This is a genomic window from Neisseria mucosa (assembly GCF_013267835.1).
Taxonomy (GTDB): domain Bacteria; phylum Pseudomonadota; class Gammaproteobacteria; order Burkholderiales; family Neisseriaceae; genus Neisseria.
This window is the reverse complement of the sequence record NZ_CP053939.1, coordinates 1,701,047-1,724,959: the sequence shown is the minus strand read 5'-3', so window position 1 is coordinate 1,724,959 and position 23,913 is coordinate 1,701,047. Positions and strand designations below refer to the sequence as shown.

The following is a 23,913-nucleotide window of genomic DNA, read 5'->3' as shown; positions in this document are numbered from 1 at the left end:
TGGTTTAAAGAGCAAAGGTCGTCTGAAAAAATTTCAGACGACCTTTGCTTTTCTGTGATTATTTTATTTAAATCCGCGTGTCGTTTTAAAGTCCGATAAAATACGGTTCATTTCTGGTTCAAATAAGGCTATGTAATCGTAAGATAGACCGCGGCTGGCACTAGGGTGGGGCAGGCAGACGACTTCGCAATTTTCAAACGATTGGAATCTGATTTTGAAACGTGTACCGCTAAAATCTTTTTGTACTACTCGTAGCGGTTGAGTTTGTTTTCCGACAAGCTGCTCGAAGCGCGGCAATACATTTGCGCAATTAAGATAATTTGTCAGGTTGCTTCCCATGAAGAGAATCAATTTAGGACGTAGTTTCTCAATGTGGTAGAGAAAATTATCGACGTGTTCGGGCTGGAGAAATTTGTTTGGATTGTCGATTTTGTTGCCCTGAGTAGCTGCCCAGTTGGTTTGAACCAGGGATTTTTCAAATGCACCGCCCAATCCATTTTCGTCTAAGGGGTGTCCCCACATTTCAAACCAATTTTTTATTGTATTGTCGTAACGCCACTTTTTTGCCTGCTCACCATAATAGAGGGATTTATTTGCAAATGTATGGTCGATTTTGTTTTCAGGGAGTTTGTATTCACCTGCTACATAAGCAGCCTCATCGGCTTTACTCCAACCCCACTCATACCCACAAATCATTAAACCATGTTTGTCGTTGTAACCTTGGAATATACTGTTACTGAGATTCAGGTCTGACATGATAATAACTTATATAAACATTTCACAGAGAAATACTCATTATAAATAAGTAAATGTAATTTATCTAGTTTAAGTTTAAAACGCACTTCACGGTGAAACATAGTTCAGTATTTCATGTCGTCAAATTCAAACTGAAAAGGTCGTCTGAAAAATTTTCAGACGACCTTTTGTCTCTAAAAGCAGAGATCGAAATACGGTTTGATAGCAGTTTCACTATATAATTGAGGCCGTCTGAAAACTTGGCATCTTTTAAAAAATTATGGCAAATAACAAACATTCCAAACACACCAATCAAGTACGCATCATTGGCGGGCAATGTAGGGGACGAAAGTTAACTTTTCTGTCCGCAGATGGTTTGCGTCCGACACCTGACAGCGTGCGTGAAAAACTGTTTAACTGGTTGGGTCAGGATTTAACCGGCAAAACAGTATTGGATTTATTCAGCGGTAGTGGTGCTTTGGGAATGGAGGCTGCTTCTCGTCATGCGGCAAAAGTGGTAATGGTCGATAACCACCGCCAAACTGTGCAAACACTTCAGAAAAATGTTCGTGAATTAGGCTTGAGGCAGGTGGAAATCGTGTGTTCAGACGGCATGGCTTATTTGACAAGGCCGTCTGAAAAATTTGATGTTGTGTTCCTTGATCCGCCGTTTGCATGGGAAGATTGGCAAAATCTTTTTATCCGATTGCAAAGCCACTTGAAAAATGGGGCAATGGTCTATATTGAAGCAGGGAAGGTGCCTGAAAAACCGGATTGGCTGGAAATTTATCGGGAAGGAAAGGCGGGAATGAGTAAGTTTGAATTGTTGCTCTATTCGCAAGTTGCTGAATAGTATAGAATTTGAGAATCATTCCCAAGGTGTAAAACATTCTTTCAAACAGATTGTTCCGACGTCATTTGTGCTATAATCCGCGCCCAATCGGTTTTGATAATTTAAGAAAAAAGGAAATAGAAATGTCGCTCTTTATTACAGATGAGTGCATTAACTGCGATGTGTGCGAACCGGAGTGTCCTAATGATGCCATCTCGCAAGGTGAAGAAATTTACGAAATCAATCCAAATTTGTGTACGCAATGTGTGGGCCATTACGATGAGCCGCAGTGCCAACAGGTATGTCCTGTTGACTGTATCTTGATCGATGAAGAGCATCCTGAAACGTACGAAGAACTGATGGCTAAGTACGAAAAAATCATTCAGTTTAAGTAAATAATGTTTAAAAGCAAAAACTTGGATATTTTTAAAGAAATAAGTGAAAAAAAATCTTGACGGAAATCTGAGTTGCAAATAAACTAGCGTTCTCTTTTGGAGGGATTCCCGAGCGGTCAAAGGGGGCAGACTGTAAATCTGTTGCGTGAGCTTCGAAGGTTCGAATCCTTCTCCCTCCACCAAAAATTCTTACTTGGAGCAAATAGTGAGTATGCGGGTGTAGCTCAATGGTAGAGCAGAAGCCTTCCAAGCTTACGGTGAGGGTTCGATTCCCTTCACCCGCTCCAAACAATTTCGCCCATGTAGCTCAGGGGTAGAGCACTCCCTTGGTAAGGGAGAGGTCGGCAGTTCAAATCTGCCCATGGGCACCATCTCATTATTACCCTTTCTTTCAAAAGCTTAGATTATAGGATATTGCCATGGCTAAGGAAAAATTTGAACGTAGCAAACCGCACGTAAACGTTGGTACTATCGGTCACGTTGACCATGGTAAAACCACTCTGACTGCTGCATTGACTACTATTTTGGCTAAAAAATTCGGTGGCGCTGCAAAAGCTTACGACCAAATCGATAACGCTCCTGAAGAAAAAGCCCGCGGTATTACCATTAATACCTCTCACGTAGAATACGAAACCGAAACCCGCCACTACGCACACGTAGACTGCCCGGGCCACGCCGACTACGTTAAAAACATGATTACCGGTGCTGCCCAAATGGACGGCGCTATCTTGGTATGTTCCGCAGCTGACGGCCCTATGCCTCAAACTCGCGAACACATCCTGTTGGCTCGCCAAGTAGGTGTACCTTACATCATCGTGTTCATGAACAAATGCGACATGGTTGACGATGCCGAATTGTTGGAACTGGTTGAAATGGAAATCCGTGACCTGCTGTCAAGCTACGACTTCCCAGGTGACGACTGCCCAATCGTACAAGGTTCTGCACTGAAAGCTTTGGAAGGTGATGCTGCTTACGAAGAAAAAATCTTCGAACTGGCTGCTGCTTTGGACAGCTACATCCCAACACCTGAGCGTGCTGTGGACAAACCTTTCTTGTTGCCTATCGAAGACGTATTCTCTATCTCTGGCCGTGGCACAGTAGTAACCGGTCGTGTAGAGCGCGGCATCATCCACGTTGGTGACGAGATCGAAATCGTAGGTCTGAAAGAAACCCAAAAAACCACTTGTACCGGCGTTGAAATGTTCCGCAAACTGCTGGACGAAGGTCAAGCAGGTGACAACGTAGGCGTATTGCTGCGTGGCACTAAACGTGAAGACGTAGAGCGTGGTCAAGTATTGGCCAAACCGGGTACCATCACTCCTCACACCAAATTCAAAGCAGAAGTATACGTACTGAGCAAAGAAGAGGGTGGCCGTCACACTCCATTCTTCGCTAACTACCGTCCACAATTCTACTTCCGTACTACCGACGTAACTGGTGCAGTTACTTTGGAAGAAGGCGTAGAAATGGTAATGCCGGGTGAGAACGTAACCATTACTGTAGAACTGATTGCACCTATCGCTATGGAAGAAGGTTTGCGCTTTGCGATTCGCGAAGGTGGCCGTACCGTAGGTGCAGGTGTGGTTTCTTCTATCATCGCTTAAGTTTAGAGGCCAATAGCTCAATTGGTAGAGTATCGGTCTCCAAAACCGAGGGTTGGGGGTTCGAGACCCTCTTGGCCTGCCAAATAAAAAATTAACCGGCCTTGTGCCGGTTAATTTTTTTGTACTTAAGTTTTAAGATTATCTAGAATTAATTATATGGATCAATGCTGCTATCTAAAATGGATGGTGGGTGGGGCATTGATAAGTGAGTAAAGATGACAGAACATTCGTCTGGACACAAAGAAGGCCATCAGAAAAAGGAAGTGGTGGTAAGTAGTAAGCCAGCTCCTGAAAAGAAAGAAGGTCTGTTTGCATATTTTAAGAGCTCTTGGACCGAGTTCAAGAAGGTGGTTTGGCCGAGTCGGGATGAAGCGGTCAAAATGACTGTATTTGTAATTATCTTTGTTGCGATTTTGGCAGCCTTCATTTATGTGGCAGATACAATTATTTCATGGTTGTTTTTTGATGTTTTATTAAATAGGAAAGGGTAAAGATGTCAAAGCGTTGGTATGTGGTGCAGGCCTATTCCGGTTTTGAAAAAAATGTCCAAAAAACATTGAAAGAGCGTATTGCTCGTGAAAACATGGAAGATTATTTCGGTCAGATTCTTGTGCCCGTCGAGGAAGTAGTAGATATCAAGAATGGTCGAAAAACCATCAGTGAGCGTAAATTCTATCCAGGCTATGTATTGGTCGAAATGGAAATGACTGATGACTCGTGGCATTTGGTTAAGAGCACTCCTCGAGTAAATGGTTTTGTAGGCGGTAGTGGAAATCGCCCGATCCCAATTTCTCAAAAAGATGCGGATGCTATTTTGCAACAAGCTAAGACAGGTGTTGAGAAGCCAAAACCAAAAGTTGAGTTTGAAGTTGGTCAGCAAGTTCGAGTAAACGAAGGCCCATTTGCTGATTTCAACGGTATTGTTGATGAAGTTAATTACGAACGTAATAGACTGCGTGTTTCAGTTCAGATTTTTGGTCGCGAAACACCGGTTGAATTAGAGTTCGGTCAGGTTGAAAAGATTTAAGTGGTTTAATTCGCTTGAAAATTTTTTTTTAAGCGGATATAATCGCGAATTCTGTTTGGGAAGCGGAATGGTTCCGCGTTATACCCGTTTTTAGGAGTCCTTTAAGTGGCAAAGAAAATTATCGGCTACATTAAACTGCAAATTCCTGCAGGTAAAGCCAATCCATCTCCCCCAGTTGGTCCAGCTTTGGGTCAACGTGGTTTGAACATCATGGAATTCTGTAAAGCATTTAATGCTGCAACCCAAGGTATGGAACCTGGTTTGCCAATTCCAGTCGTAATCACTGCATTTGCAGATAAATCATTCACATTTGTGATGAAAACTCCACCAGCTTCTATCTTGTTGAAAAAAGCTGCTGGTCTGCAAAAAGGTAGTTCTAATCCTCTGACTAATAAAGTGGGTAAATTGACCCGTGCTCAGTTGGAAGAAATTGCTAAAACTAAAGAGCCTGATTTGACTGCTGCTGACTTAGATGCGGCTGTTCGTACTATCGCAGGTTCTGCTCGCTCAATGGGCTTGGATGTGGAGGGTGTTGTATAATGGCTAAAGTATCTAAACGCTTGAAAGCTCTTCGCTCTTCTGTTGAAGCTAACAAACTGTACGCAATCGACGAAGCAATTGCTTTGGTTAAAAAAGCTGCTACTGCTAAATTTGATGAGTCTGTTGACGTATCTTTCAACTTGGGTGTTGATCCTCGTAAATCTGACCAAGTTATTCGTGGTTCAGTCGTTCTGCCTAAAGGTACCGGTAAAACAACTCGCGTAGCTGTATTTACACAAGGTGCAAATGCAGAAGCTGCTAAAGAGGCTGGTGCAGATATCGTCGGTTTCGAAGATTTGGCTGCTGAAATCAAAGCTGGTAACCTGAACTTTGACGTTGTTATTGCTTCTCCTGATGCAATGCGTATCGTTGGTCAATTGGGTACTATCTTGGGTCCTCGTGGCCTGATGCCAAACCCTAAAGTAGGTACTGTTACTCCTAACGTTGCTGAAGCAGTTAAAAATGCAAAAGCAGGTCAAGTACAATACCGTACAGATAAAGCCGGTATCGTTCATGCAACTATCGGTCGTGCTTCTTTCGCTGAAGCTGACTTGAAAGAAAACTTCAATGCGTTGCTGGATGCTATCGTTAAAGCCAAACCTGCTGCTGCTAAAGGTCAGTACCTGAAAAAAGTTGCTGTTTCCAGCACCATGGGTTTGGGTGTTCGCGTTGATACTGCAAGCGTGAACAACTAAGAAATTTTCAGGTGATCCGGCTTTCTGGGTTGCCTGAATTTGGGCTACTTAAAATTAAGTAGATGTCCAAGACCGTAGGGATCGTAAGATTTAATCGTAACTGCCCTACGCAGACGGTAGTCCTGAAACACATTGCAAGATTGCTTGTAAGATGTCTTTTTAGGTTACCGCGCTGGTGGGATATCATTTCGGTATCCTGTTTATAAACAGTGGGAGGTAGACCTTGAGTCTCAATATTGAAACCAAGAAAGTGGCCGTAGAGGAAATTAGCGCAGCAATTGCTAACGCTCAAACTCTCGTAGTCGCTGAATATCGCGGTATCAGTGTTTCCAGCATGACTGAGCTTCGTGCGAATGCACGTAAAGAAGGCGTTTACTTGCGCGTTCTGAAAAATACTCTGGCTCGTCGCGCAGTAGAGGGTACTTCATTCGCAGGTTTGGCCGATCAAATGGTTGGTCCATTGGTTTACGCTGCTTCTGAAGATGCTGTTGCTGCTGCTAAAGTGCTGCACCAATTCGCGAAAAAAGATGACAAAATCATCGTTAAAGCCGGTTCTTACAATGGCGAAGTGATGAATCCTGCTCAGGTTGCTGAGTTGGCTTCTATTCCAAGTCGCGAAGAGCTGTTGTCCAAACTGTTGTTCGTTATGCAAGCTCCTGTATCAGGCTTTGCACGTGGTTTGGCTGCTTTGGCAGAGAAAAAAGCTGGCGAAGAAGCCGCTTAATCGATTTTGTTTCATTTAATCAATTATTTTTTAATACAATATTTGGAGTAAAATAGCATGGCTATTACTAAAGAAGACATTTTGGAAGCCGTTGGTTCTTTGACCGTAATGGAATTGAACGACCTGGTTAAAGCTTTTGAAGAGAAATTTGGCGTTTCTGCTGTTGCCGTTGCAGTTGCAGGTCCTGCAGGTGCTGGTGCAGCTGCTGCTGAAGAAAAAACTGAATTTGACGTAGTATTGGCTTCTGCTGGTGATCAAAAAGTTGGCGTGATTAAAGTTGTCCGCGCTATCACTGGCTTGGGTCTGAAAGAAGCTAAAGACATCGTTGACGGTGCACCTAAAACTCTGAAAGAAGGTGTTTCTAAAGCTGAAGCTGAAGACATCCAAAAACAACTGGAAGAAGCTGGCGCTAAAGTCGAAATCAAATAATTTGATGCTTCCTGTAAAGGCTGGCAGTTTTCTGCCAGCCTTATTTTGCTTCTTAAAATAAGCATTAGGCATTGTTTACATTTATTTGCATAGTTTTTATAAAATCATTGTAAATAAATGTAAATATTAAGTTGATGCATGTCGTTGTTTCAGACGGCCTATTATTTAAAATTGCTTTTCGGAGTGTATATGAGCTATTCGTTTACCGAGAAAAAACGTATCCGTAAGAGTTTTGCAAAGCGAGAGAATGTCTTGGATGTTCCTTTCCTGCTGGCAACCCAAATCGATTCTTATGCGAAATTTTTGCAGCTGGAAAACGCTTTTGACCAACGTACTGATGATGGTCTGCAAGCAGCATTCAATTCTATTTTCCCGATTGTGAGCCATAATGGTTATGCACGATTGGAGTTTGTGCATTACACATTGGGCGAACCTTTGTTCGATATTCCTGAATGTCAATTGCGTGGTATTACTTATGCGGCTCCATTGCGTGCACGTATCCGTTTGGTGATTTTGGATAAAGAAGCATCTAAACCGACTGTAAAAGAAGTTCGTGAAAACGAAGTATATATGGGCGAAATTCCGTTGATGACGCCAAGTGGCTCTTTTGTCATCAATGGTACAGAGCGTGTCATTGTTTCCCAGTTGCACCGTTCTCCAGGTGTGTTCTTTGAGCATGACCGTGGTAAAACTCATTCTTCCGGTAAGCTGTTGTTCTCTGCTCGCATTATTCCTTACCGTGGTTCATGGTTGGATTTCGAATTTGATCCAAAAGATTTGTTGTATTTCCGTATCGACCGTCGCCGTAAAATGCCGGTTACGATTTTGTTGAAAGCTTTGGGCTACAACAATGAACAAATCTTGGATATTTTCTACGATAAAGAAACTTTCTATTTGTCTTCAAACGGTGTTCAAACAGATCTGGTTGCAAGCCGTCTGAAAGGCGAAACTGCCAAAGTTGATATCTTGGATAAAGAAGGCAATGTATTGGTTGCCAAAGGTAAACGTATTACTGCGAAAAATATCCGTGATATTACCAATGCAGGTTTGACTCGACTGGATGTGGAACCAGAAAGCCTGTTGGGTAAAGCATTGGCTACTGATCTGATTGATCCGGAAACCGGCGAAGTATTGGCTTCTGCTAACGATGAAATCACAGAAGAGCTGTTGGCCAAACTTGATATTAATGGTGTAAAAGAAATTACTACCCTGTATATCAATGAATTGGATCAGGGCGGTTATATTTCCAGCACTCTGCGTACAGATGAAACAGCCGACCAACAAGCTGCGCGTGTAGCAATTTACCGCATGATGCGTCCTGGCGAACCACCTACCGAAGAAGCTGTTGAGCAGCTCTTCAACCGTTTGTTCTTCAGTGAAGACAGCTATGACTTGTCTCGTGTAGGCCGTATGAAATTCAATACGCGTACATACGAGCAAAAATTGTCCGAAGCACAACAAAACTCTTGGTATGGCCGTCTGTTGAATGAGACTTTGGCTGGCGCAGCTGAAAAAGGCGGTTACGTTCTGAGCGTAGAAGACATTGTAGTTTCCATTGCTACATTGGTTGAATTACGCAATGGTCATGGTGAAGTAGATGATATTGACCACTTGGGCAACCGTCGCGTTCGTTCCGTAGGCGAGTTGACAGAAAACCAATTCCGCAGTGGTTTGGCTCGTGTAGAACGTGCCGTTAAAGAACGTTTGAATCAAGCAGAATCTGAGAATTTGATGCCGCATGACTTGATTAATGCGAAACCTGTTTCTGCTGCGATTAAAGAATTCTTCGGTTCTAGCCAATTGAGCCAGTTTATGGATCAGACCAACCCATTGTCTGAAGTAACTCATAAACGCCGTGTATCTGCATTGGGCCCTGGTGGTTTGACTCGCGAACGTGCAGGCTTTGAGGTGCGAGACGTACATCCGACCCACTATGGCCGTGTATGTCCTATTGAAACACCTGAAGGTCCGAACATTGGTTTGATCAACTCATTGTCCGTTTATGCGCGCACCAATGATTATGGCTTCTTGGAAACACCTTACCGTCGCGTTATTAATGGTAAGGTAACTGAAGAAATCGATTACTTGTCTGCCATCGAAGAAGGTCGCTATGTGATTGCACAGGCGAATGCTGATTTGGACAAAGACGGCAATTTGATTGGCGATTTAGTTACTTGTCGTGAAAAAGGCGAAACCATTATGGCAACGCCTGACCGTGTGCAATATATGGACGTGGCAACCGGTCAAGTGGTATCCGTAGCGGCATCCCTGATTCCATTCTTGGAACATGATGACGCGAACCGTGCATTGATGGGTGCCAACATGCAACGTCAGGCCGTACCTTGCCTGCGCCCTGAAAAACCGATGGTTGGTACCGGTATTGAGCGTTCTGTTGCCGTTGACTCTGCAACTGCAATTGTTGCCCGCCGTGGTGGTGTGGTTGAGTATGTTGATGCCAACCGTGTGGTGATTCGTGTCCATGACGATGAGGCGACTGCCGGTGAAGTGGGTGTCGATATTTACAACTTGGTTAAATTTACCCGCTCCAACCAATCTACCAACATCAACCAACGTCCGGCTGTCAAAGCAGGCGATGTTTTGCAACGTGGTGATTTGATTGCTGACGGTGCTTCCACCGATTTGGGCGAATTGGCTCTGGGTCAAAACATGACCATCGCCTTTATGCCGTGGAACGGTTACAACTACGAAGACTCGATTCTGATTTCTGAAAAAGTGGCTGCAGACGACCGCTATACTTCGATTCACATTGAGGAATTGAACGTTGTTGCCCGTGATACCAAGCTGGGTGCGGAAGACATTACCCGCGATATTCCGAACTTGTCTGAACGTATGCAAAACCGTTTGGATGAATCCGGTATTGTTTACATCGGTGCGGAAGTAGAGGCCGGTGACGTCTTGGTGGGTAAAGTAACGCCTAAAGGCGAAACTCAACTGACTCCGGAAGAAAAACTGTTGCGTGCCATCTTCGGTGAAAAAGCGTCTGATGTAAAAGATACTTCATTGCGTATGCCTACCGGCATGAGCGGTACCGTTATCGATGTTCAAGTCTTTACCCGTGAAGGTATCCAACGCGACAAACGTGCTCAATCCATTATTGATTCTGAGCTGAAACGTTACCGTCAAGATTTGAGCGACCAGTTGCGTATTTTCGATAACGACGCATTTGACCGTATTGAGCGCATGATTGTCGGCCAAAAAGCCAACGGTGGCCCGATGAAGCTGGCTAAAGGCAGCGAGATTACTACTGAATATCTGGCAAGCCTGTCCAGCAAACATGATTGGTTTGACATCCGCCTGGCTGACGAAGATTTGGCCAAACAGTTGGAACTGATTAAATTGAGTCTGCAACAAAAACGCGAAGAAGCGGACGAGTTGTATGAGATCAAGAAGAAAAAACTGACCCAAGGCGACGAGCTGCAGCCGGGCGTACAAAAAATGGTAAAAGTATTTATCGCCATCAAACGCCGTCTGCAAGCCGGTGACAAAATGGCGGGCCGCCACGGTAACAAAGGTGTGGTATCACGCATTCTGCCGGTGGAAGACATGCCTTACATGGCTGACGGCCGTCCGGTGGACATCGTACTGAACCCGTTGGGCGTACCTTCCCGTATGAACATTGGTCAGATTTTGGAAGTTCACTTGGGTTGGGCGGCAAAAGGTATCGGCGAGCGCATCGACCGTATGCTGAAAGAGCAACGCAAAGCCAGCGAGCTGCGTGAATTCTTGAACAAACTCTACAACAGCAGCGGTAAGAAAGAAGATTTAGACAGCCTGACAGATGAAGAAATCATCGAATTGGCTTCTAACTTGCGTAAAGGCGCATCTTTCGCGTCCCCAGTGTTTGACGGTGCGAAAGAGTCTGAAATCCGTGAAATGTTGAACTTGGCTTATCCAAGCGATGATCCTGAAGTCGAAAAATTGGGCTTTAACGACAGCAAAACTCAAATCACGCTGTATGACGGACGCTCTGGCGAACCGTTTGACCGCAAGGTAACAGTCGGTGTGATGCACTATCTGAAACTGCACCACTTGGTTGATGAAAAAATGCACGCCCGCTCTACCGGTCCGTACAGTCTGGTTACCCAACAACCTCTGGGCGGTAAAGCTCAGTTCGGTGGCCAACGTTTCGGTGAGATGGAGGTTTGGGCACTGGAAGCATACGGTGCAGCATACACGTTGCAAGAGATGCTGACAGTGAAGTCTGACGACGTGAACGGTCGTACCAAAATGTACGAAAACATCGTCAAAGGCGAACACAAAATCGATGCCGGTATGCCTGAATCCTTCAACGTATTGGTTAAAGAGATTCGCTCACTGGGCTTGGATATCGATTTGGAACGCTACTAAACAGAAGTTTTCAGACGGCCTTTTAAGGTCGTCTGAAAAAATGATTTCAGAATAAGAATGAAGCAATCGGCATTTAGGCCGTCTGAAATCAAAAGTACCGTTTCCAATATCGAAAATCCGCCACGCGGTAAAAATACTTCCTTCAAGGAGCAAAAATGAATTTGTTGAACTTATTTAATCCGTTGCAAACCGCCGGCATGGAAGAAGAGTTTGATGCCATCAAAATCGGTATTGCCTCTCCCGAAACCATCCGCTCATGGTCTTATGGCGAAGTTAAAAAACCTGAAACCATCAACTACCGTACGTTCAAACCTGAGCGCGACGGTTTGTTCTGCGCCAAAATCTTTGGCCCGGTTAAAGACTATGAATGTTTGTGCGGTAAGTACAAACGCTTGAAATTTAAAGGCGTAACCTGTGAAAAATGTGGCGTGGAAGTTACCCTGTCCAAAGTGCGCCGCGAACGCATGGGCCATATCGAATTGGCTGCGCCTGTTGCCCACATCTGGTTCTTGAAATCCCTGCCTTCCCGCCTGGGTATGGTATTGGACATGACGTTGCGTGATATCGAACGCGTATTGTACTTTGAAGCATTCGTGGTAACCGACCCCGGCATGACTCCGTTGCAACGCCGTCAATTGCTGACTGAAGACGATTACTACAATAAGCTGGATGAATACGGCGACGACTTTGATGCCAAAATGGGTGCGGAAGGTATCCGCGAATTGCTGCGCACCTTGGATATTGCCGGCGAGATCGAGATCCTGCGTCAAGAGCTGGAATCTACCGGTTCTGACACCAAAATTAAAAAAATTGCCAAACGCTTGAAAGTGTTGGAAGCCTTCCATCGTTCCGGTATGAAACTGGAATGGATGATTATGGATGTGCTGCCGGTATTGCCGCCTGACTTGCGTCCTTTGGTTCCATTGGATGGCGGTCGTTTTGCCACTTCCGATTTGAACGATTTGTACCGTCGCGTTATCAACCGTAACAACCGTCTGAAACGTCTGTTGGAACTGCATGCGCCTGACATCATCGTCCGCAACGAAAAACGTATGTTGCAAGAAGCAGTTGACTCTCTGTTGGATAACGGCCGCCGCGGTAAAGCTATGACCGGTGCCAACAAACGTCCGCTGAAATCGTTGGCCGACATGATTAAAGGTAAAGGCGGTCGTTTCCGTCAAAACCTGCTGGGTAAACGTGTGGACTACTCCGGTCGTTCCGTGATTACCGTAGGCCCATACCTGCGTCTGCACCAATGCGGTCTGCCGAAGAAAATGGCTTTGGAACTGTTCAAACCGTTCATTTTCCATAAACTGGAAAAACAAGGTTTGGCCTCTACCGTTAAAGCAGCGAAAAAATTGGTAGAACAAGAAGTACCGGAAGTATGGGACATCTTGGAAGAAGTGATCCGCGAACATCCGATTATGCTGAACCGTGCGCCGACCCTGCACCGTTTGGGTATTCAAGCGTTCGAACCTATCCTGATTGAAGGTAAAGCGATTCAGTTGCATCCGTTGGTATGTGCCGCATTTAACGCTGACTTTGACGGTGACCAAATGGCCGTGCACGTTCCATTGAGCTTGGAAGCACAAATGGAAGCGCGCACTTTGATGCTGGCTTCAAACAACGTATTGTCTCCAGCCAACGGCGAACCAATCATTGTACCTTCCCAAGACATCGTATTGGGTCTGTACTACATGACCCGCGACCGTATCAATGCCAAAGGCGAAGGCAGCCTGTTTGCCGATGTGAAAGAAGTACATCGTGCATACCATACCAAACAGGTTGAGTTGGGTACGAAAATTACCGTACGTCTGCGCGAATGGGTGAAAAACGAAGCAGGTGAGTTTGAACCTGTTGTTAACCGTTACGAAACAACAGTCGGCCGCGCATTGCTGAGCGAAATCCTGCCTAAAGGCCTGCCGTTTGAATACATCAACAAAGCGCTGAAGAAAAAAGAAATTTCTAAACTGATTAACGCATCGTTCCGTCTGTGCGGCCTGCGTGAAACAGTTATTTTCGCCGACCACTTGATGTATACCGGTTTCGGTTTTGCGGCTAAAGGCGGTATTTCCATTGCCGTTGACGATATGGAAATTCCGAAAGAGAAAGCAGCCTTGCTGGCTGAGGCTAATGCCGAAGTTAAAGAAATTGAAGACCAATACCGTCAAGGTTTGGTGACCAACGGCGAACGCTACAACAAAGTAGTCGATATTTGGGGTCGTGCCGGCGATAAAATCGCTAAAGCGATGATGGACAACTTGTCTAAACAAAAAGTCATCGACCGTGACGGCAACGAAGTTGATCAAGAGTCCTTCAACTCTATTTACATGATGGCCGACTCTGGTGCCCGTGGTTCTGCGGCTCAGATTAAACAGTTGTCCGGTATGCGTGGTTTGATGGCCAAACCTGACGGCTCCATTATTGAAACGCCGATTACCTCTAACTTCCGCGAAGGTTTGACCGTATTGCAATACTTTATTGCGACCCACGGTGCGCGTAAGGGTTTGGCGGATACCGCGTTGAAAACGGCAAACTCTGGTTACCTGACCCGTCGTTTGGTAGACGTAACTCAAGACTTGGTCGTTGTTGAAGACGATTGCGGTACTTCAGACGGCTTTGTCATGAAAGCAGTAGTACAAGGCGGTGATGTAATTGAAGCTTTGCGCGATCGTATTTTAGGTCGTGTTACAGCATCGGATGTTGTTGATCCTTCGACTGGAGAGACTTTGGTTGAAGCCGGTACATTGTTGACCGAGAAACTGGTAGATATGATCGACCAATCTGGTGTTGACGAGGTTAAAGTCCGTACGCCAATTACTTGTAAAACCCGCCATGGCTTGTGTGCACACTGTTACGGTCGCGACTTGGCACGCGGTAAACTGGTTAACGCTGGTGAGGCTGTAGGTGTCATTGCTGCACAATCTATTGGTGAACCAGGTACTCAGCTGACCATGCGTACGTTCCACATTGGTGGTGCGGCATCCCGTGCGGCTGCTGCCAGCCAAGTGGAAGCCAAATCCAACGGTACAGCTCGTTTCAGCAGTCAAATGCGTTACGTTGCCAACAACAAAGGCGAATTGGTTGTCATCGGCCGCTCTTGTGAAGTTGTGATTCACGATGAAATCGGCCGTGAGCGTGAACGCCACAAAGTACCTTACGGTGCAATCCTGTTGGTACAAGACGGCGAAGCCATTAAAGCCGGTCAAACTTTGGCAACTTGGGATCCGCATACCCGTCCGATGATTACCGAACATGCAGGTTTGGTGAAATTCGAAAACGTAGAAGAGGGCGTAACCGTTGCCAAACAGACCGACGATGTAACCGGTTTGTCCACTTTGGTGGTCATCGACGGCAAACGTCGCTCCTCCGGTGCTTCTAAACTGTTGCGTCCGACTGTCAAACTGTTGGATGAAAACGGTTTGGAAATCTGTATCCCAGGCACGACTACGCCGGTTTCTATGGCGTTCCCGGTCGGTGCGGTGATTACTGTCCGTGAAGGTCAGGAAGTCGGTAAGGGTGATGTGCTGGCGCGTATTCCTCAAGCGTCTTCTAAAACCCGCGATATTACTGGTGGTCTACCGCGCGTTGCTGAGTTGTTTGAAGCACGCGTACCGAAAGATGCCGGCATGTTGGCTGAAATTACCGGTACCGTTTCCTTCGGTAAAGAAACCAAAGGCAAACAGCGTTTGATTATTACCGATGTAGACGGTGTAGCATACGAAACGCTGATTTCTAAAGAGAAACAGATTTTGGTACACGACGGTCAAGTGGTAAACCGCGGTGAAACCATTGTGGACGGTGCCGTAGATCCGCACGACATTCTGCGTCTGCAAGGTATCGAAGCATTGGCTCGCTACATTGTTCAAGAGGTACAAGAGGTTTACCGCCTGCAAGGTGTGAAGATTTCCGATAAACACATCGAAGTCATCATTCGTCAAATGCTGCGCCGTGTGAACATTGTGGATGCTGGTGATACAGAGTTTATTACTGGTGAACAAGTCGAGCGTAGCGATGTGATGCTTGCCAATGAGAAAGCCATCGCTGAAGGCAAAGAGCTGGCACGTTATGAAAATGTGTTGTTGGGTATTACCAAAGCTTCCTTGTCTACCGACAGCTTCATTTCTGCAGCATCGTTCCAAGAAACAACCCGCGTCTTGACCGAGGCCGCTATCATGGGCAAACAAGACGAGCTGCGAGGTTTGAAAGAGAACGTGATTGTCGGTCGATTGATTCCTGCTGGTACAGGTTTGACTTACCACCGCAGCCGTCATCAACAATGGCAGCAAGCCGATCAAGAAACTTCTGAAATCGAAGCTTCAGACGAATAATCCGGAAGGATTTTCGTGAAAATAAAACCGCAAGCCAGTCTTGCGGTTTTATTTTATAGAGGGCTTAAATAGGGTAGAGAGCGAGGCCGTCTGAATCTTTCAGACGGCCATTGCTTCCAAAATTTTAAAGATAAATAGAAAAACACTAAACTTTATCAGTCATTTGCTTGACTAAACCCTTGCAATAAAAATATAATTCCAATCTTGTCGACATGGTGTCGGCAAGTATTTAACTCAACAGGACGAGAAAATATGCCAACTATTAACCAATTGGTACGCAAAGGCCGTCAAAAGCCCGTGTACGTAAACAAAGTGCCTGCACTGGAAGCTTGCCCGCAAAAACGCGGCGTATGCACCCGTGTATACACAACTACCCCTAAAAAACCTAACTCTGCATTGCGTAAAGTATGTAAAGTTCGCCTGACCAACGGTTTTGAAGTCATTTCATACATCGGTGGTGAAGGCCACAACCTGCAAGAGCACAGCGTCGTATTGATCCGCGGCGGTCGTGTAAAAGACTTGCCAGGTGTACGTTACCACACTGTACGCGGTTCTTTGGATACTGCAGGTGTTAAAGACCGTAAACAAGCCCGTTCTAAATACGGTGCTAAGCGTCCTAAATAATTATCGGGACTCAAATAGGCACGTCGGCCGCCTAAGCTGAACAACGGCCGAGTAAGTGAATACTTAAATTGGGTATTCATGGGAATAGACCCAACTGAATAGACTAAAGGAAATTAAAATGCCAAGACGTAGAGAAGTCCCTAAGCGCGACGTACTGCCAGATCCAAAATTCGGCAGCGTTGAGCTGACTAAATTCATGAACGTATTGATGATTGACGGTAAAAAATCTGTTGCAGAGCGTATCGTTTACGGTGCGCTGGAGCAAATTGAGAAAAAAACCGGCAAAGTAGCAATCGAAGTATTTAACGAAGCCATTGCAAATGCCAAACCTATCGTGGAAGTGAAAAGCCGCCGTGTAGGTGGTGCAAACTACCAAGTTCCTGTTGAAGTTCGTCCTTCACGTCGTCTGGCCTTGGCAATGCGCTGGGTTCGCGATGCGGCCCGTAAACGTGGTGAGAAATCTATGGACCTGCGTTTGGCGGGTGAATTGATTGATGCGGCTGAAGGTCGTGGTGGTGCGTTGAAAAAACGTGAGGAAGTACACCGCATGGCTGAAGCAAACAAAGCATTCTCTCACTTCCGTTTCTAATATCGAAAGGCTAACAAAATGGCTCGTAAGACCCCTATCAGCCTGTATCGCAATATCGGTATTTCTGCCCATATTGACGCGGGTAAAACAACCACAACAGAACGTATTTTGTTCTATACAGGTTTGACTCACAAATTGGGCGAAGTGCATGACGGCGCGGCTACTACCGACTACATGGAACAAGAGCAAGAGCGTGGTATTACCATTACTTCTGCTGCTGTGACTTCTTATTGGTCCGGTATGGCGAAACAGTTCCCTGAGCACCGTTTCAACATCATCGACACCCCGGGACACGTTGACTTCACCGTAGAGGTAGAGCGTTCTATGCGTGTATTGGACGGCGCAGTAATGGTTTACTGTGCAGTAGGCGGTGTTCAACCTCAATCTGAAACCGTATGGCGTCAAGCTAACAAATACCAAGTACCTCGCTTGGCATTTGTAAACAAAATGGACCGTCAAGGTGCCAACTTCTTCCGCGTTGTTGAGCAAATGAAAACCCGTTTGCGCGCAAACCCTGTACCTATCGTGATTCCGGTTGGTGCGGAAGACAGCTTCAGCGGTGTTGTTGACCTGTTGAAAATGAAATCCATTATTTGGAATGAAGCCGATAAAGGTACAACCTTTACCTATGGCGATATTCCTGCTGAATTGGTTGAGACTGCCGAAGAATGGCGTCAAAACATGATTGAAGCCGCAGCAGAAGCCAGCGAAGAATTGATGGATAAATACTTGGGCGGTGATGAGCTGACTGAAGAAGAAATCGTAGGCGCATTGCGTCAACGTACTTTGGCCGGCGAAATTCAACCAATGTTGTGTGGTTCAGCATTTAAAAACAAAGGTGTTCAACGTATGTTGGACGCAGTTGTAGAATTGCTGCCTGCTCCTACCGACATTCCTCCAGTTCAAGGTGTTAACCCTAACACTGAAGAAGCTGACAGCCGCCAAGCAAGCGATGAAGAGAAATTCTCTGCATTGGCGTTTAAAATGTTGAACGATAAATACGTTGGTCAGCTGACTTTCATCCGCGTTTACTCTGGCGTGGTGAAATCCGGTGATACTGTATTGAACTCTGTAAAAGGTACTCGCGAACGTATCGGTCGCTTGGTACAAATGACTGCTGCAGACCGTACTGAAATTGAAGAAGTACGCGCTGGCGACATCGCAGCCGCTATCGGTCTGAAAGACGTTACCACTGGTGAAACCTTGTGTGCAGAAAGCGCACCGATCATCTTGGAACGCATGGAATTCCCTGAGCCGGTAATTCATATTGCCGTTGAGCCGAAAACCAAAGCCGACCAAGAGAAAATGGGTATTGCCCTGAACCGTCTGGCAAAAGAAGACCCTTCTTTCCGTGTTCGTACAGACGAAGAATCCGGTCAAACCATTATTTCCGGTATGGGTGAGCTGCACTTGGAAATTATTGTTGACCGTATGAAACGCGAATTCGGCGTGGAAGCAAACATCGGTGCGCCTCAAGTGGCTTACCGTGAAACCATCCGCAAAGAAGTTGAAGCCGAATACAAACACGCCAAACAATCTGGTGGTAAAGGTCAATACGGTCACGTTGTGATCAAAATGGAACCTATGGAGCCAGGTGGTGCAGGCTACGAATTTATCGACGAAATTAAAGGTGGTGTGATTCCTCGCGAATTCATTCCGTCTGTCGATAAAGGTATCCGCGATACCCTGCCTAACGGTATCGTTGCAGGTTACCCAGTAGTTGACGTACGCGTACGTTTGATCTTCGGTTCTTCACACGACGTCGACTCCTCTCAACTGGCCTTCGAATTGGCTGCTTCCCAAGCCTTCAAAGAAGGTATGCGTAAAGCCAATCCTGCTCTGCTTGAGCCAATCATGGCAGTTGAAGTGGAAACCCCTGAAGAATACATGGGTGACGTAATGGGCGACTTGAACCGTCGTCGCGGCGTCGTATTGGGTATGGATGATGACGGTATCGGCGGTAAAAAAGTCCGTGCCGAAGTACCTTTGGCAGAAATGTTCGGTTATTCTACCGACCTGCGTTCTGCAACCCAAGGCCGCGCTACTTACTCTATGGAGTTCAAGAAATATTCTGAAGCTCCTGCCCACATAGCTGCTGCTGTAACTGAAGCCCGTAAAGGCTAATCAGGCAAATAGGTCGTCTGAAAGGCTGAAATGATTTTTCAGACGGCCTCTGTTCTTTAATCGATCTTTAATGTAAAGGAATTAGCTCATGGCTAAGGAAAAATTTGAACGTAGCAAACCGCACGTAAACGTTGGCACCATCGGTCACGTTGACCATGGTAAAACCACCCTGACTGCTGCTTTGACTACTATTTTGGCTAAAAAATTCGGCGGTGCTGCAAAAGCTTACGACCAAATCGACAACGCTCCCGAAGAAAAAGCCCGCGGTATTACCATCAATACCTCACATGTAGAATACGAAACCGAAACCCGCCACTACGCACACGTAGACTGCCCGGGACACGCCGACTACGTTAAAAACATGATTACCGGTGCCGCACAAATGGACGGCGCAATCTTGGTATGTTCCGCTGCCGACGGTCCTATGCCGCAAACTCGCGAACACATCCTGTTGGCCCGCCAAGTAGGCGTACCTTACATCATCGTGTTCATGAATAAATGCGACATGGTTGATGATGCCGAACTGCTGGAACTGGTTGAAATGGAAATCCGTGACTTGCTGTCAAGCTACGACTTCCCAGGTGACGACTGCCCGATCGTACAAGGTTCTGCACTGAAAGCCTTGGAAGGCGACGCCGCTTACGAAGAAAAAATCTTCGAACTGGCTGCCGCATTGGACAGCTACATCCCGACTCCAGAGCGTGCCGTGGACAAACCGTTCCTGTTGCCTATCGAAGACGTATTCTCCATCTCCGGTCGCGGTACCGTAGTAACCGGCCGTGTAGAGCGCGGTGTCATCCACGTTGGTGACGAGATCGAAATCGTAGGTCTGAAAGAAACCCAAAAAACCACTTGTACCGGTGTTGAGATGTTCCGCAAACTGCTGGACGAAGGTCAAGCAGGTGACAACGTAGGCGTATTGCTGCGCGGTACCAAACGCGAAGAAGTGGAACGCGGTCAAGTATTGGCTAAACCGGGTACCATCACTCCGCACACCAAATTCAAAGCGGAAGTGTACGTATTGAGCAAAGAAGAGGGTGGCCGTCATACTCCGTTCTTCGCCAACTATCGTCCTCAATTCTACTTCCGTACTACCGACGTAACCGGTGCGGTTACTTTGGAAGAAGGTGTAGAAATGGTTATGCCTGGTGAGAACGTAGCCATTACTGTAGAACTGATTGCACCTATCGCTATGGAAGAAGGTCTGCGCTTTGCGATTCGCGAAGGTGGCCGTACCGTAGGTGCAGGTGTGGTTTCTTCTATCATTGCTTAATTGAAGGATATCGATAAATGGCAAACCAAAAAATCCGTATCCGCCTGAAAGCTTATGATTACAGCCTGATCGACCGTTCTGCTCAAGAAATCGTTGAAACTGCAAAACGTACCGGTGCCGTTGTAAAAGGTCCGATTCCGTTGCCGACTAAAATCGAACGTTTCAACATTCTGCGTTCTCCACACGTGAACAAAACTTCTCGTGAACAATTGGAAATCCGCACCCACTTGCGCCTGATGGACATCGTGGACTGGACTGACAAAACTACCGATGCACTGATGAAACTGGACTTGCCAGCCGGTGTTGATGTAGAAATTAAAGTTCAATAAGAACTAAAAAACCGAACAGCTTAGCTGTTCGGTTTTTTATAAAATTCTTAGGCCGTCTGAAAATTTCTGATATTTTGTAGTATTCTTCAGAAAAAAAGAGGGGCTTAAGAAGTTAAATTGAAATTTTTGTTGATATTTCTTTGAGTTGTCAATTATAATGGCGGACTTGGTACATCCGTATCAAGTTTAACTTTGTCTGAAAGGCAGGCCAATCGTAGCCCGCCCCTTTACTTAAAAAGGAAAATAATCATGACTTTAGGTCTGGTTGGACGCAAAGTTGGTATGACTCGCGTGTTCGACGAACAGGGTGTTTCTGTTCCGGTAACTGTTTTGGATATGTCTGCCAACCGCGTTACACAAGTAAAATCCAAAGATACTGACGGCTACACTGCTGTACAAGTTACCTTTGGTCAGAAAAAAGCTAATCGTGTCAACAAAGCTGAAGCTGGTCACTTTGCGAAAGCAGGTGTTGAAGCCGGCCGTGGTTTGGTTGAATTTGCTTTGACTGAAGAGAAGCTGGCTGAATTGAAAGCCGGTGATGAAATTACCGTTTCCATGTTTGAAGTTGGTCAATTAGTGGATGTAACCGGTACCTCTAAAGGTAAAGGTTTCTCTGGTACGATCAAACGTCACAACTTCGGTGCTCAACGTACTTCCCACGGTAACTCCCGTTCGCACCGTGTTCCTGGTTCTATCGGTATGGCACAAGACCCTGGTCGAGTGTTCCCTGGTAAACGTATGGCAGGTCAATACGGTAACACTAAAGCAACTGTTCAAAAATTGGAAGTTGTACGTGTTGATGCTGAACGCCAACTCTTGTTGGTTAAAGGTGCTGTTCCGGGTTCGGTTAACAGCGACGTCGTGGTTCGTCCTAGCGTGAAAGTAGGTGCGTAATGGAATTGAAAGTAATTGACGCTAAAGGACAAGTATCTGGCAGCTTGGCTGTTTCTGATGCTTTGTTTGCTCGCGAATACAATGAAGCTCTGGTTCACCAACTGGTTACTGCTTACTTGGCAAATGCCCGTTCTGGCAACCGTGCTCAAAAAACTCGTGCCGAAGTAAATCACTCTACTAAAAAACCATGGCGCCAAAAAGGTACCGGCCGTGCTCGTTCTGGTATGACTTCTTCTCCGCTGTGGCGTAAAGGTGGTCGTGCATTCCCAAACAAACCTGACGAAAACTTTACTCAAAAAGTGAATCGTAAAATGTACCGTGCCGGTATGGCGACTATTTTGTCCCAATTGGCTCGTGACGAACGTTTGTTTGCAATCGAAGCATTGACTGCTGAAACTCCTAAAACTAAAGTTTTTGCCGAACAAGTGAAAAACTTGGGTTTGGAGCAAGTTCTGTTTGTAACTAAACAGCTCGACGAGAATGTTTACTTGGCTTCACGCAACTTGCCTAACGTATTGGTTTTGGAAGCCCAACAAGTTGATCCTTACAGCTTGCTGCGTTACAAAAAAGTCGTTATCACTAAAGATGCAGTTGCACAATTAGAGGAGCAATGGGTATGAATCAACAACGTTTGACTCAAGTAATCTTGGCACCTATCGTTTCTGAAAAAAGCAACGTATTGGCTGAAAAACGTAACCAAATGACGTTTAAAGTTTTGGCAAATGCAACTAAACCTGAAATTAAAGCAGCAGTTGAGTTGCTGTTCGGTGTCCAAGTTGCAGACGTTACTACTGTTACCATTAAAGGTAAAATTAAACGTTTTGGTCGCACTTTAGGTCGTCGCAGCGATGTTAAAAAGGCTTACGTAAGCCTGGCTGCCGGTCAAGAGTTGGATTTGGAAGCCGCTGCTGCAGCTGCAGATAAGGAATAAACAAAATGGCAATCGTTAAAATGAAGCCGACCTCTGCAGGCCGTCGCGGCATGGTTCGCGTGGTAACAGAAGGTTTGCACAAAGGTGCACCTTATGCACCTCTGCTGGAAAAGAAAAATTCTACTGCCGGTCGTAACAACAATGGTCATATCACTACCCGCCATAAAGGTGGTGGCCATAAACACCATTACCGTGTTGTAGATTTTAAACGTAACAAAGACGGTATCCCTGCAAAAGTAGAGCGTATCGAGTATGACCCTAACCGTACTGCATTTATCGCATTGTTGTGCTATGCAGATGGTGAGCGTCGCTACATCATTGCTCCTCGTGGTATTCAGGCCGGCGCAGTATTGGTTTCTGGTGCTGAAGCTGCTATCAAAGTAGGTAACACTCTGCCGATTCGCAATATTCCAGTTGGTACAACTATTCACTGTATTGAAATGAAACCAGGTAAAGGTGCACAAATTGCCCGTTCAGCTGGTGCTTCTGCGGTATTGCTTGCAAAAGAAGGTGCTTATGCTCAAGTTCGTTTGCGTTCTGGTGAAGTGCGCAAAATTAGCGTAAATTGCCGTGCAACTATCGGTGAGGTTGGTAACGAAGAACAAAGCCTGAAAAAAATCGGCAAAGCTGGTGCTAACCGCTGGCGTGGTATTCGTCCGACCGTTCGTGGTGTTGTCATGAACCCTGTCGATCACCCACATGGTGGTGGTGAAGGCCGTACTGGTGAAGCTCGCGAACCGGTTAGCCCATGGGGTACTCCTGCTAAGGGCTACCGCACTCGTAATAACAAACGCACGGATAACATGATTGTTCGTCGTCGTTACTCAAATAAAGGTTAATTAGTATGGCTCGTTCATTAAAAAAAGGCCCATATGTAGACCTGCATTTGCTGAAAAAAGTAGATGCTGCTCGTGCAAGCAACGACAAACGCCCAATTAAAACTTGGTCACGTCGTTCTACCATTTTGCCTGATTTCATTGGTCTGACTATCGCTGTACATAACGGTCGCACTCACGTGCCTGTGTTTATCAGTGACAACATGGTTGGTCATAAATTAGGTGAGTTCTCATTGACCCGTACCTTTAAAGGCCACTTGGCCGATAAAAAGGCTAAAAAGAAATAAGGTGAATCATGAGAGTAAGTGCACAACATAAAAATGCCCGTATTTCAGCTCAAAAGGCTCGCTTGGTAGCTGATTTGATTCGTGGTAAAGACGTTGCCCAAGCTTTGAATATCTTGGCATTCAGCCCTAAAAAAGGTGCTGAGCTGATTAAAAAAGTATTGGAATCAGCAATCGCTAATGCCGAGCACAACAATGGTGCTGACATTGACGAACTGAAAGTGGTAACTATCTTTGTTGACAAAGGCCCAAGCTTGAAACGTTTCCAAGCTCGTGCCAAAGGTCGCGGTAACCGCATCGAGAAACAAACTTGTCATATTAATGTGACAGTGGGCAACTAAGGAAAAGC

23 protein-coding genes and 4 tRNA genes are annotated in these 23,913 nt (G+C 45.8%); 26 read left to right on the top strand and 1 reads right to left on the bottom strand.

Annotation, left to right across the window (positions count from 1 at the left end):
- Window positions 1-63 precede the first annotated feature (63 nt).
- Window positions 64-759 (bottom strand): hypothetical protein, encoded by a 696-nt coding sequence (locus tag FOC66_RS08255; RefSeq protein WP_029609880.1) that lies wholly within the window; start codon window positions 757-759, stop codon window positions 64-66.
- 256 nt (window positions 760-1,015) lie between these two features.
- On the opposite strand from FOC66_RS08255, the gene rsmD reads away from it, so the two are divergent.
- The 26 genes from rsmD (at window position 1,016) to rplV (ending at window position 23,905) form a co-directional block, all read left to right on the top strand.
- Window positions 1,016-1,588 (top strand): 16S rRNA (guanine(966)-N(2))-methyltransferase RsmD, encoded by a 573-nt coding sequence (rsmD, locus tag FOC66_RS08250; RefSeq protein WP_003749250.1) that lies wholly within the window; start codon window positions 1,016-1,018, stop codon window positions 1,586-1,588.
- 122 nt (window positions 1,589-1,710) lie between these two features.
- Window positions 1,711-1,962, top strand: a complete 252-nt coding sequence (locus tag FOC66_RS08245; protein ID WP_003749253.1) for a YfhL family 4Fe-4S dicluster ferredoxin — start codon at window positions 1,711-1,713, stop codon at window positions 1,960-1,962.
- Between the two features lie 98 nt (window positions 1,963-2,060).
- Window positions 2,061-2,144 (top strand) — tRNA-Tyr (locus FOC66_RS08240).
- A 31-nt stretch (window positions 2,145-2,175) separates the two neighbouring features.
- Window positions 2,176-2,249, top strand: a tRNA-Gly gene (locus tag FOC66_RS08235).
- Between the two features lie 9 nt (window positions 2,250-2,258).
- Window positions 2,259-2,333 (top strand) — tRNA-Thr (locus FOC66_RS08230).
- A 48-nt stretch (window positions 2,334-2,381) separates the two neighbouring features.
- Window positions 2,382-3,566 (top strand): elongation factor Tu, encoded by a 1,185-nt coding sequence (gene tuf / locus FOC66_RS08225; RefSeq protein ID WP_003684779.1) that lies wholly within the window; start codon window positions 2,382-2,384, stop codon window positions 3,564-3,566.
- A 6-nt stretch (window positions 3,567-3,572) separates the two neighbouring features.
- A tRNA-Trp gene (locus FOC66_RS08220) sits at window positions 3,573-3,648 on the top strand.
- 133 nt (window positions 3,649-3,781) lie between these two features.
- The gene (secE, locus tag FOC66_RS08215) at window positions 3,782-4,057 is read left to right on the top strand and encodes a preprotein translocase subunit SecE (RefSeq protein WP_003749256.1); all 276 of its coding nucleotides are present in this window, start codon (window positions 3,782-3,784) and stop codon (window positions 4,055-4,057) included.
- Between the two features lie 2 nt (window positions 4,058-4,059).
- Window positions 4,060-4,593 carry a transcription termination/antitermination protein NusG gene (gene nusG / locus FOC66_RS08210; RefSeq protein WP_003749258.1) on the top strand — a complete coding sequence of 178 codons (534 nt, stop codon included), beginning with the start codon at window positions 4,060-4,062 and terminating at the stop codon, window positions 4,591-4,593.
- A 105-nt stretch (window positions 4,594-4,698) separates the two neighbouring features.
- Window positions 4,699-5,133: a 50S ribosomal protein L11 gene (gene rplK, locus FOC66_RS08205; RefSeq protein ID WP_002220151.1), complete on the top strand. Its 435-nt coding sequence runs from the start codon at window positions 4,699-4,701 to the stop codon at window positions 5,131-5,133.
- The gene (gene rplA / locus FOC66_RS08200; RefSeq protein ID WP_003749260.1) at window positions 5,133-5,828 is read left to right on the top strand and encodes a 50S ribosomal protein L1; all 696 of its coding nucleotides are present in this window, start codon (window positions 5,133-5,135) and stop codon (window positions 5,826-5,828) included. Before rplK ends, rplA begins: the two co-directional genes overlap by 1 nt.
- A gap of 223 nt (window positions 5,829-6,051) precedes the next feature.
- On the top strand, window positions 6,052-6,552 hold the full coding sequence (gene rplJ / locus FOC66_RS08195; RefSeq protein WP_003680699.1) for a 50S ribosomal protein L10: 501 nt from the start codon (window positions 6,052-6,054) through the stop codon (window positions 6,550-6,552).
- 57 nt (window positions 6,553-6,609) lie between these two features.
- Window positions 6,610-6,981, top strand: a complete 372-nt coding sequence (gene rplL / locus FOC66_RS08190) for a 50S ribosomal protein L7/L12 (protein ID WP_003749262.1) — start codon at window positions 6,610-6,612, stop codon at window positions 6,979-6,981.
- 189 nt (window positions 6,982-7,170) lie between these two features.
- Window positions 7,171-11,349 carry a DNA-directed RNA polymerase subunit beta gene (gene rpoB / locus FOC66_RS08185; protein WP_036494041.1) on the top strand — a complete coding sequence of 1,393 codons (4,179 nt, stop codon included), beginning with the start codon at window positions 7,171-7,173 and terminating at the stop codon, window positions 11,347-11,349.
- Window positions 11,350-11,504: 155 nt separating this feature from the next.
- Window positions 11,505-15,680: a DNA-directed RNA polymerase subunit beta' gene (gene rpoC / locus FOC66_RS08180; protein ID WP_003749267.1), complete on the top strand. Its 4,176-nt coding sequence runs from the start codon at window positions 11,505-11,507 to the stop codon at window positions 15,678-15,680.
- 252 nt (window positions 15,681-15,932) lie between these two features.
- Window positions 15,933-16,304: a 30S ribosomal protein S12 gene (gene rpsL / locus FOC66_RS08175; RefSeq protein WP_002218431.1), complete on the top strand. Its 372-nt coding sequence runs from the start codon at window positions 15,933-15,935 to the stop codon at window positions 16,302-16,304.
- 118 nt (window positions 16,305-16,422) lie between these two features.
- Window positions 16,423-16,893, top strand: a complete 471-nt coding sequence (rpsG, locus tag FOC66_RS08170) for a 30S ribosomal protein S7 (RefSeq protein ID WP_002240962.1) — start codon at window positions 16,423-16,425, stop codon at window positions 16,891-16,893.
- An 18-nt stretch (window positions 16,894-16,911) separates the two neighbouring features.
- A complete protein-coding gene (gene fusA, locus FOC66_RS08165; protein WP_003749269.1) occupies window positions 16,912-19,017 on the top strand; it encodes an elongation factor G in 2,106 nt (701 codons plus the stop codon).
- An 88-nt stretch (window positions 19,018-19,105) separates the two neighbouring features.
- On the top strand, window positions 19,106-20,290 hold the full coding sequence (gene tuf / locus FOC66_RS08160; RefSeq protein ID WP_003742643.1) for an elongation factor Tu: 1,185 nt from the start codon (window positions 19,106-19,108) through the stop codon (window positions 20,288-20,290).
- A 17-nt stretch (window positions 20,291-20,307) separates the two neighbouring features.
- Window positions 20,308-20,619, top strand: coding sequence for a 30S ribosomal protein S10 (gene rpsJ, locus FOC66_RS08155; RefSeq protein WP_002642322.1), 312 nt, complete (start codon window positions 20,308-20,310; stop codon window positions 20,617-20,619).
- Window positions 20,620-20,868: 249 nt separating this feature from the next.
- Complete coding sequence (gene rplC / locus FOC66_RS08150; RefSeq protein WP_003749272.1) at window positions 20,869-21,513, top strand: 50S ribosomal protein L3; 645 nt, start codon at window positions 20,869-20,871, stop codon at window positions 21,511-21,513.
- Window positions 21,513-22,133 carry a 50S ribosomal protein L4 gene (gene rplD / locus FOC66_RS08145; RefSeq protein ID WP_003684798.1) on the top strand — a complete coding sequence of 207 codons (621 nt, stop codon included), beginning with the start codon at window positions 21,513-21,515 and terminating at the stop codon, window positions 22,131-22,133. The genes rplC and rplD overlap by 1 nt, the downstream gene beginning before the upstream one ends.
- Complete coding sequence (gene rplW, locus FOC66_RS08140; RefSeq protein ID WP_003749274.1) at window positions 22,130-22,444, top strand: 50S ribosomal protein L23; 315 nt, start codon at window positions 22,130-22,132, stop codon at window positions 22,442-22,444. The genes rplD and rplW overlap by 4 nt, the downstream gene beginning before the upstream one ends.
- A 5-nt stretch (window positions 22,445-22,449) precedes the next feature.
- The gene (rplB, locus tag FOC66_RS08135; RefSeq protein WP_003684813.1) at window positions 22,450-23,283 is read left to right on the top strand and encodes a 50S ribosomal protein L2; all 834 of its coding nucleotides are present in this window, start codon (window positions 22,450-22,452) and stop codon (window positions 23,281-23,283) included.
- 5 nt (window positions 23,284-23,288) lie between these two features.
- On the top strand, window positions 23,289-23,567 hold the full coding sequence (gene rpsS / locus FOC66_RS08130; protein ID WP_002215422.1) for a 30S ribosomal protein S19: 279 nt from the start codon (window positions 23,289-23,291) through the stop codon (window positions 23,565-23,567).
- A gap of 8 nt (window positions 23,568-23,575) precedes the next feature.
- On the top strand, window positions 23,576-23,905 hold the full coding sequence (gene rplV / locus FOC66_RS08125; RefSeq protein WP_003749277.1) for a 50S ribosomal protein L22: 330 nt from the start codon (window positions 23,576-23,578) through the stop codon (window positions 23,903-23,905).
- The last annotated feature ends 8 nt before the right edge of the window (window positions 23,906-23,913 follow it).

Excerpts from the sequence above, each read along its gene's own strand:
- rpsL (WP_002218431.1), top strand. The coding sequence starts at position 15,933 with ATGCCAACTATTAACCAATTGGTACGCAAAGGCCGTCAAAAGCCCGTG.
- rpsJ (WP_002642322.1), top strand. The coding sequence starts at position 20,308 with ATGGCAAACCAAAAAATCCGTATCCGCCTGAAAGCTTATGATTACAGC.
- nusG (WP_003749258.1), top strand. The coding sequence starts at position 4,060 with ATGTCAAAGCGTTGGTATGTGGTGCAGGCCTATTCCGGTTTTGAAAAA.
- rplD (WP_003684798.1), top strand. The coding sequence starts at position 21,513 with ATGGAATTGAAAGTAATTGACGCTAAAGGACAAGTATCTGGCAGCTTG.
- FOC66_RS08245 (WP_003749253.1), top strand. The coding sequence starts at position 1,711 with ATGTCGCTCTTTATTACAGATGAGTGCATTAACTGCGATGTGTGCGAA.
- rsmD (WP_003749250.1), top strand. The coding sequence starts at position 1,016 with ATGGCAAATAACAAACATTCCAAACACACCAATCAAGTACGCATCATT.
- secE (WP_003749256.1), top strand. The coding sequence starts at position 3,782 with ATGACAGAACATTCGTCTGGACACAAAGAAGGCCATCAGAAAAAGGAA.
- tuf (WP_003742643.1), top strand. The coding sequence starts at position 19,106 with ATGGCTAAGGAAAAATTTGAACGTAGCAAACCGCACGTAAACGTTGGC.
- tuf (WP_003684779.1), top strand. The coding sequence starts at position 2,382 with ATGGCTAAGGAAAAATTTGAACGTAGCAAACCGCACGTAAACGTTGGT.
- rpoC (WP_003749267.1), top strand. The coding sequence starts at position 11,505 with ATGAATTTGTTGAACTTATTTAATCCGTTGCAAACCGCCGGCATGGAA.
- rpsG (WP_002240962.1), top strand. The coding sequence starts at position 16,423 with ATGCCAAGACGTAGAGAAGTCCCTAAGCGCGACGTACTGCCAGATCCA.
- rplB (WP_003684813.1), top strand. The coding sequence starts at position 22,450 with ATGGCAATCGTTAAAATGAAGCCGACCTCTGCAGGCCGTCGCGGCATG.
- rplA (WP_003749260.1), top strand. The coding sequence starts at position 5,133 with ATGGCTAAAGTATCTAAACGCTTGAAAGCTCTTCGCTCTTCTGTTGAA.
- rpsS (WP_002215422.1), top strand. The coding sequence starts at position 23,289 with ATGGCTCGTTCATTAAAAAAAGGCCCATATGTAGACCTGCATTTGCTG.
- fusA (WP_003749269.1), top strand. The coding sequence starts at position 16,912 with ATGGCTCGTAAGACCCCTATCAGCCTGTATCGCAATATCGGTATTTCT.
- rplL (WP_003749262.1), top strand. The coding sequence starts at position 6,610 with ATGGCTATTACTAAAGAAGACATTTTGGAAGCCGTTGGTTCTTTGACC.
- rplC (WP_003749272.1), top strand. The coding sequence starts at position 20,869 with ATGACTTTAGGTCTGGTTGGACGCAAAGTTGGTATGACTCGCGTGTTC.
- rpoB (WP_036494041.1), top strand. The coding sequence starts at position 7,171 with ATGAGCTATTCGTTTACCGAGAAAAAACGTATCCGTAAGAGTTTTGCA.
- rplV (WP_003749277.1), top strand. The coding sequence starts at position 23,576 with ATGAGAGTAAGTGCACAACATAAAAATGCCCGTATTTCAGCTCAAAAG.
- rplW (WP_003749274.1), top strand. The coding sequence starts at position 22,130 with ATGAATCAACAACGTTTGACTCAAGTAATCTTGGCACCTATCGTTTCT.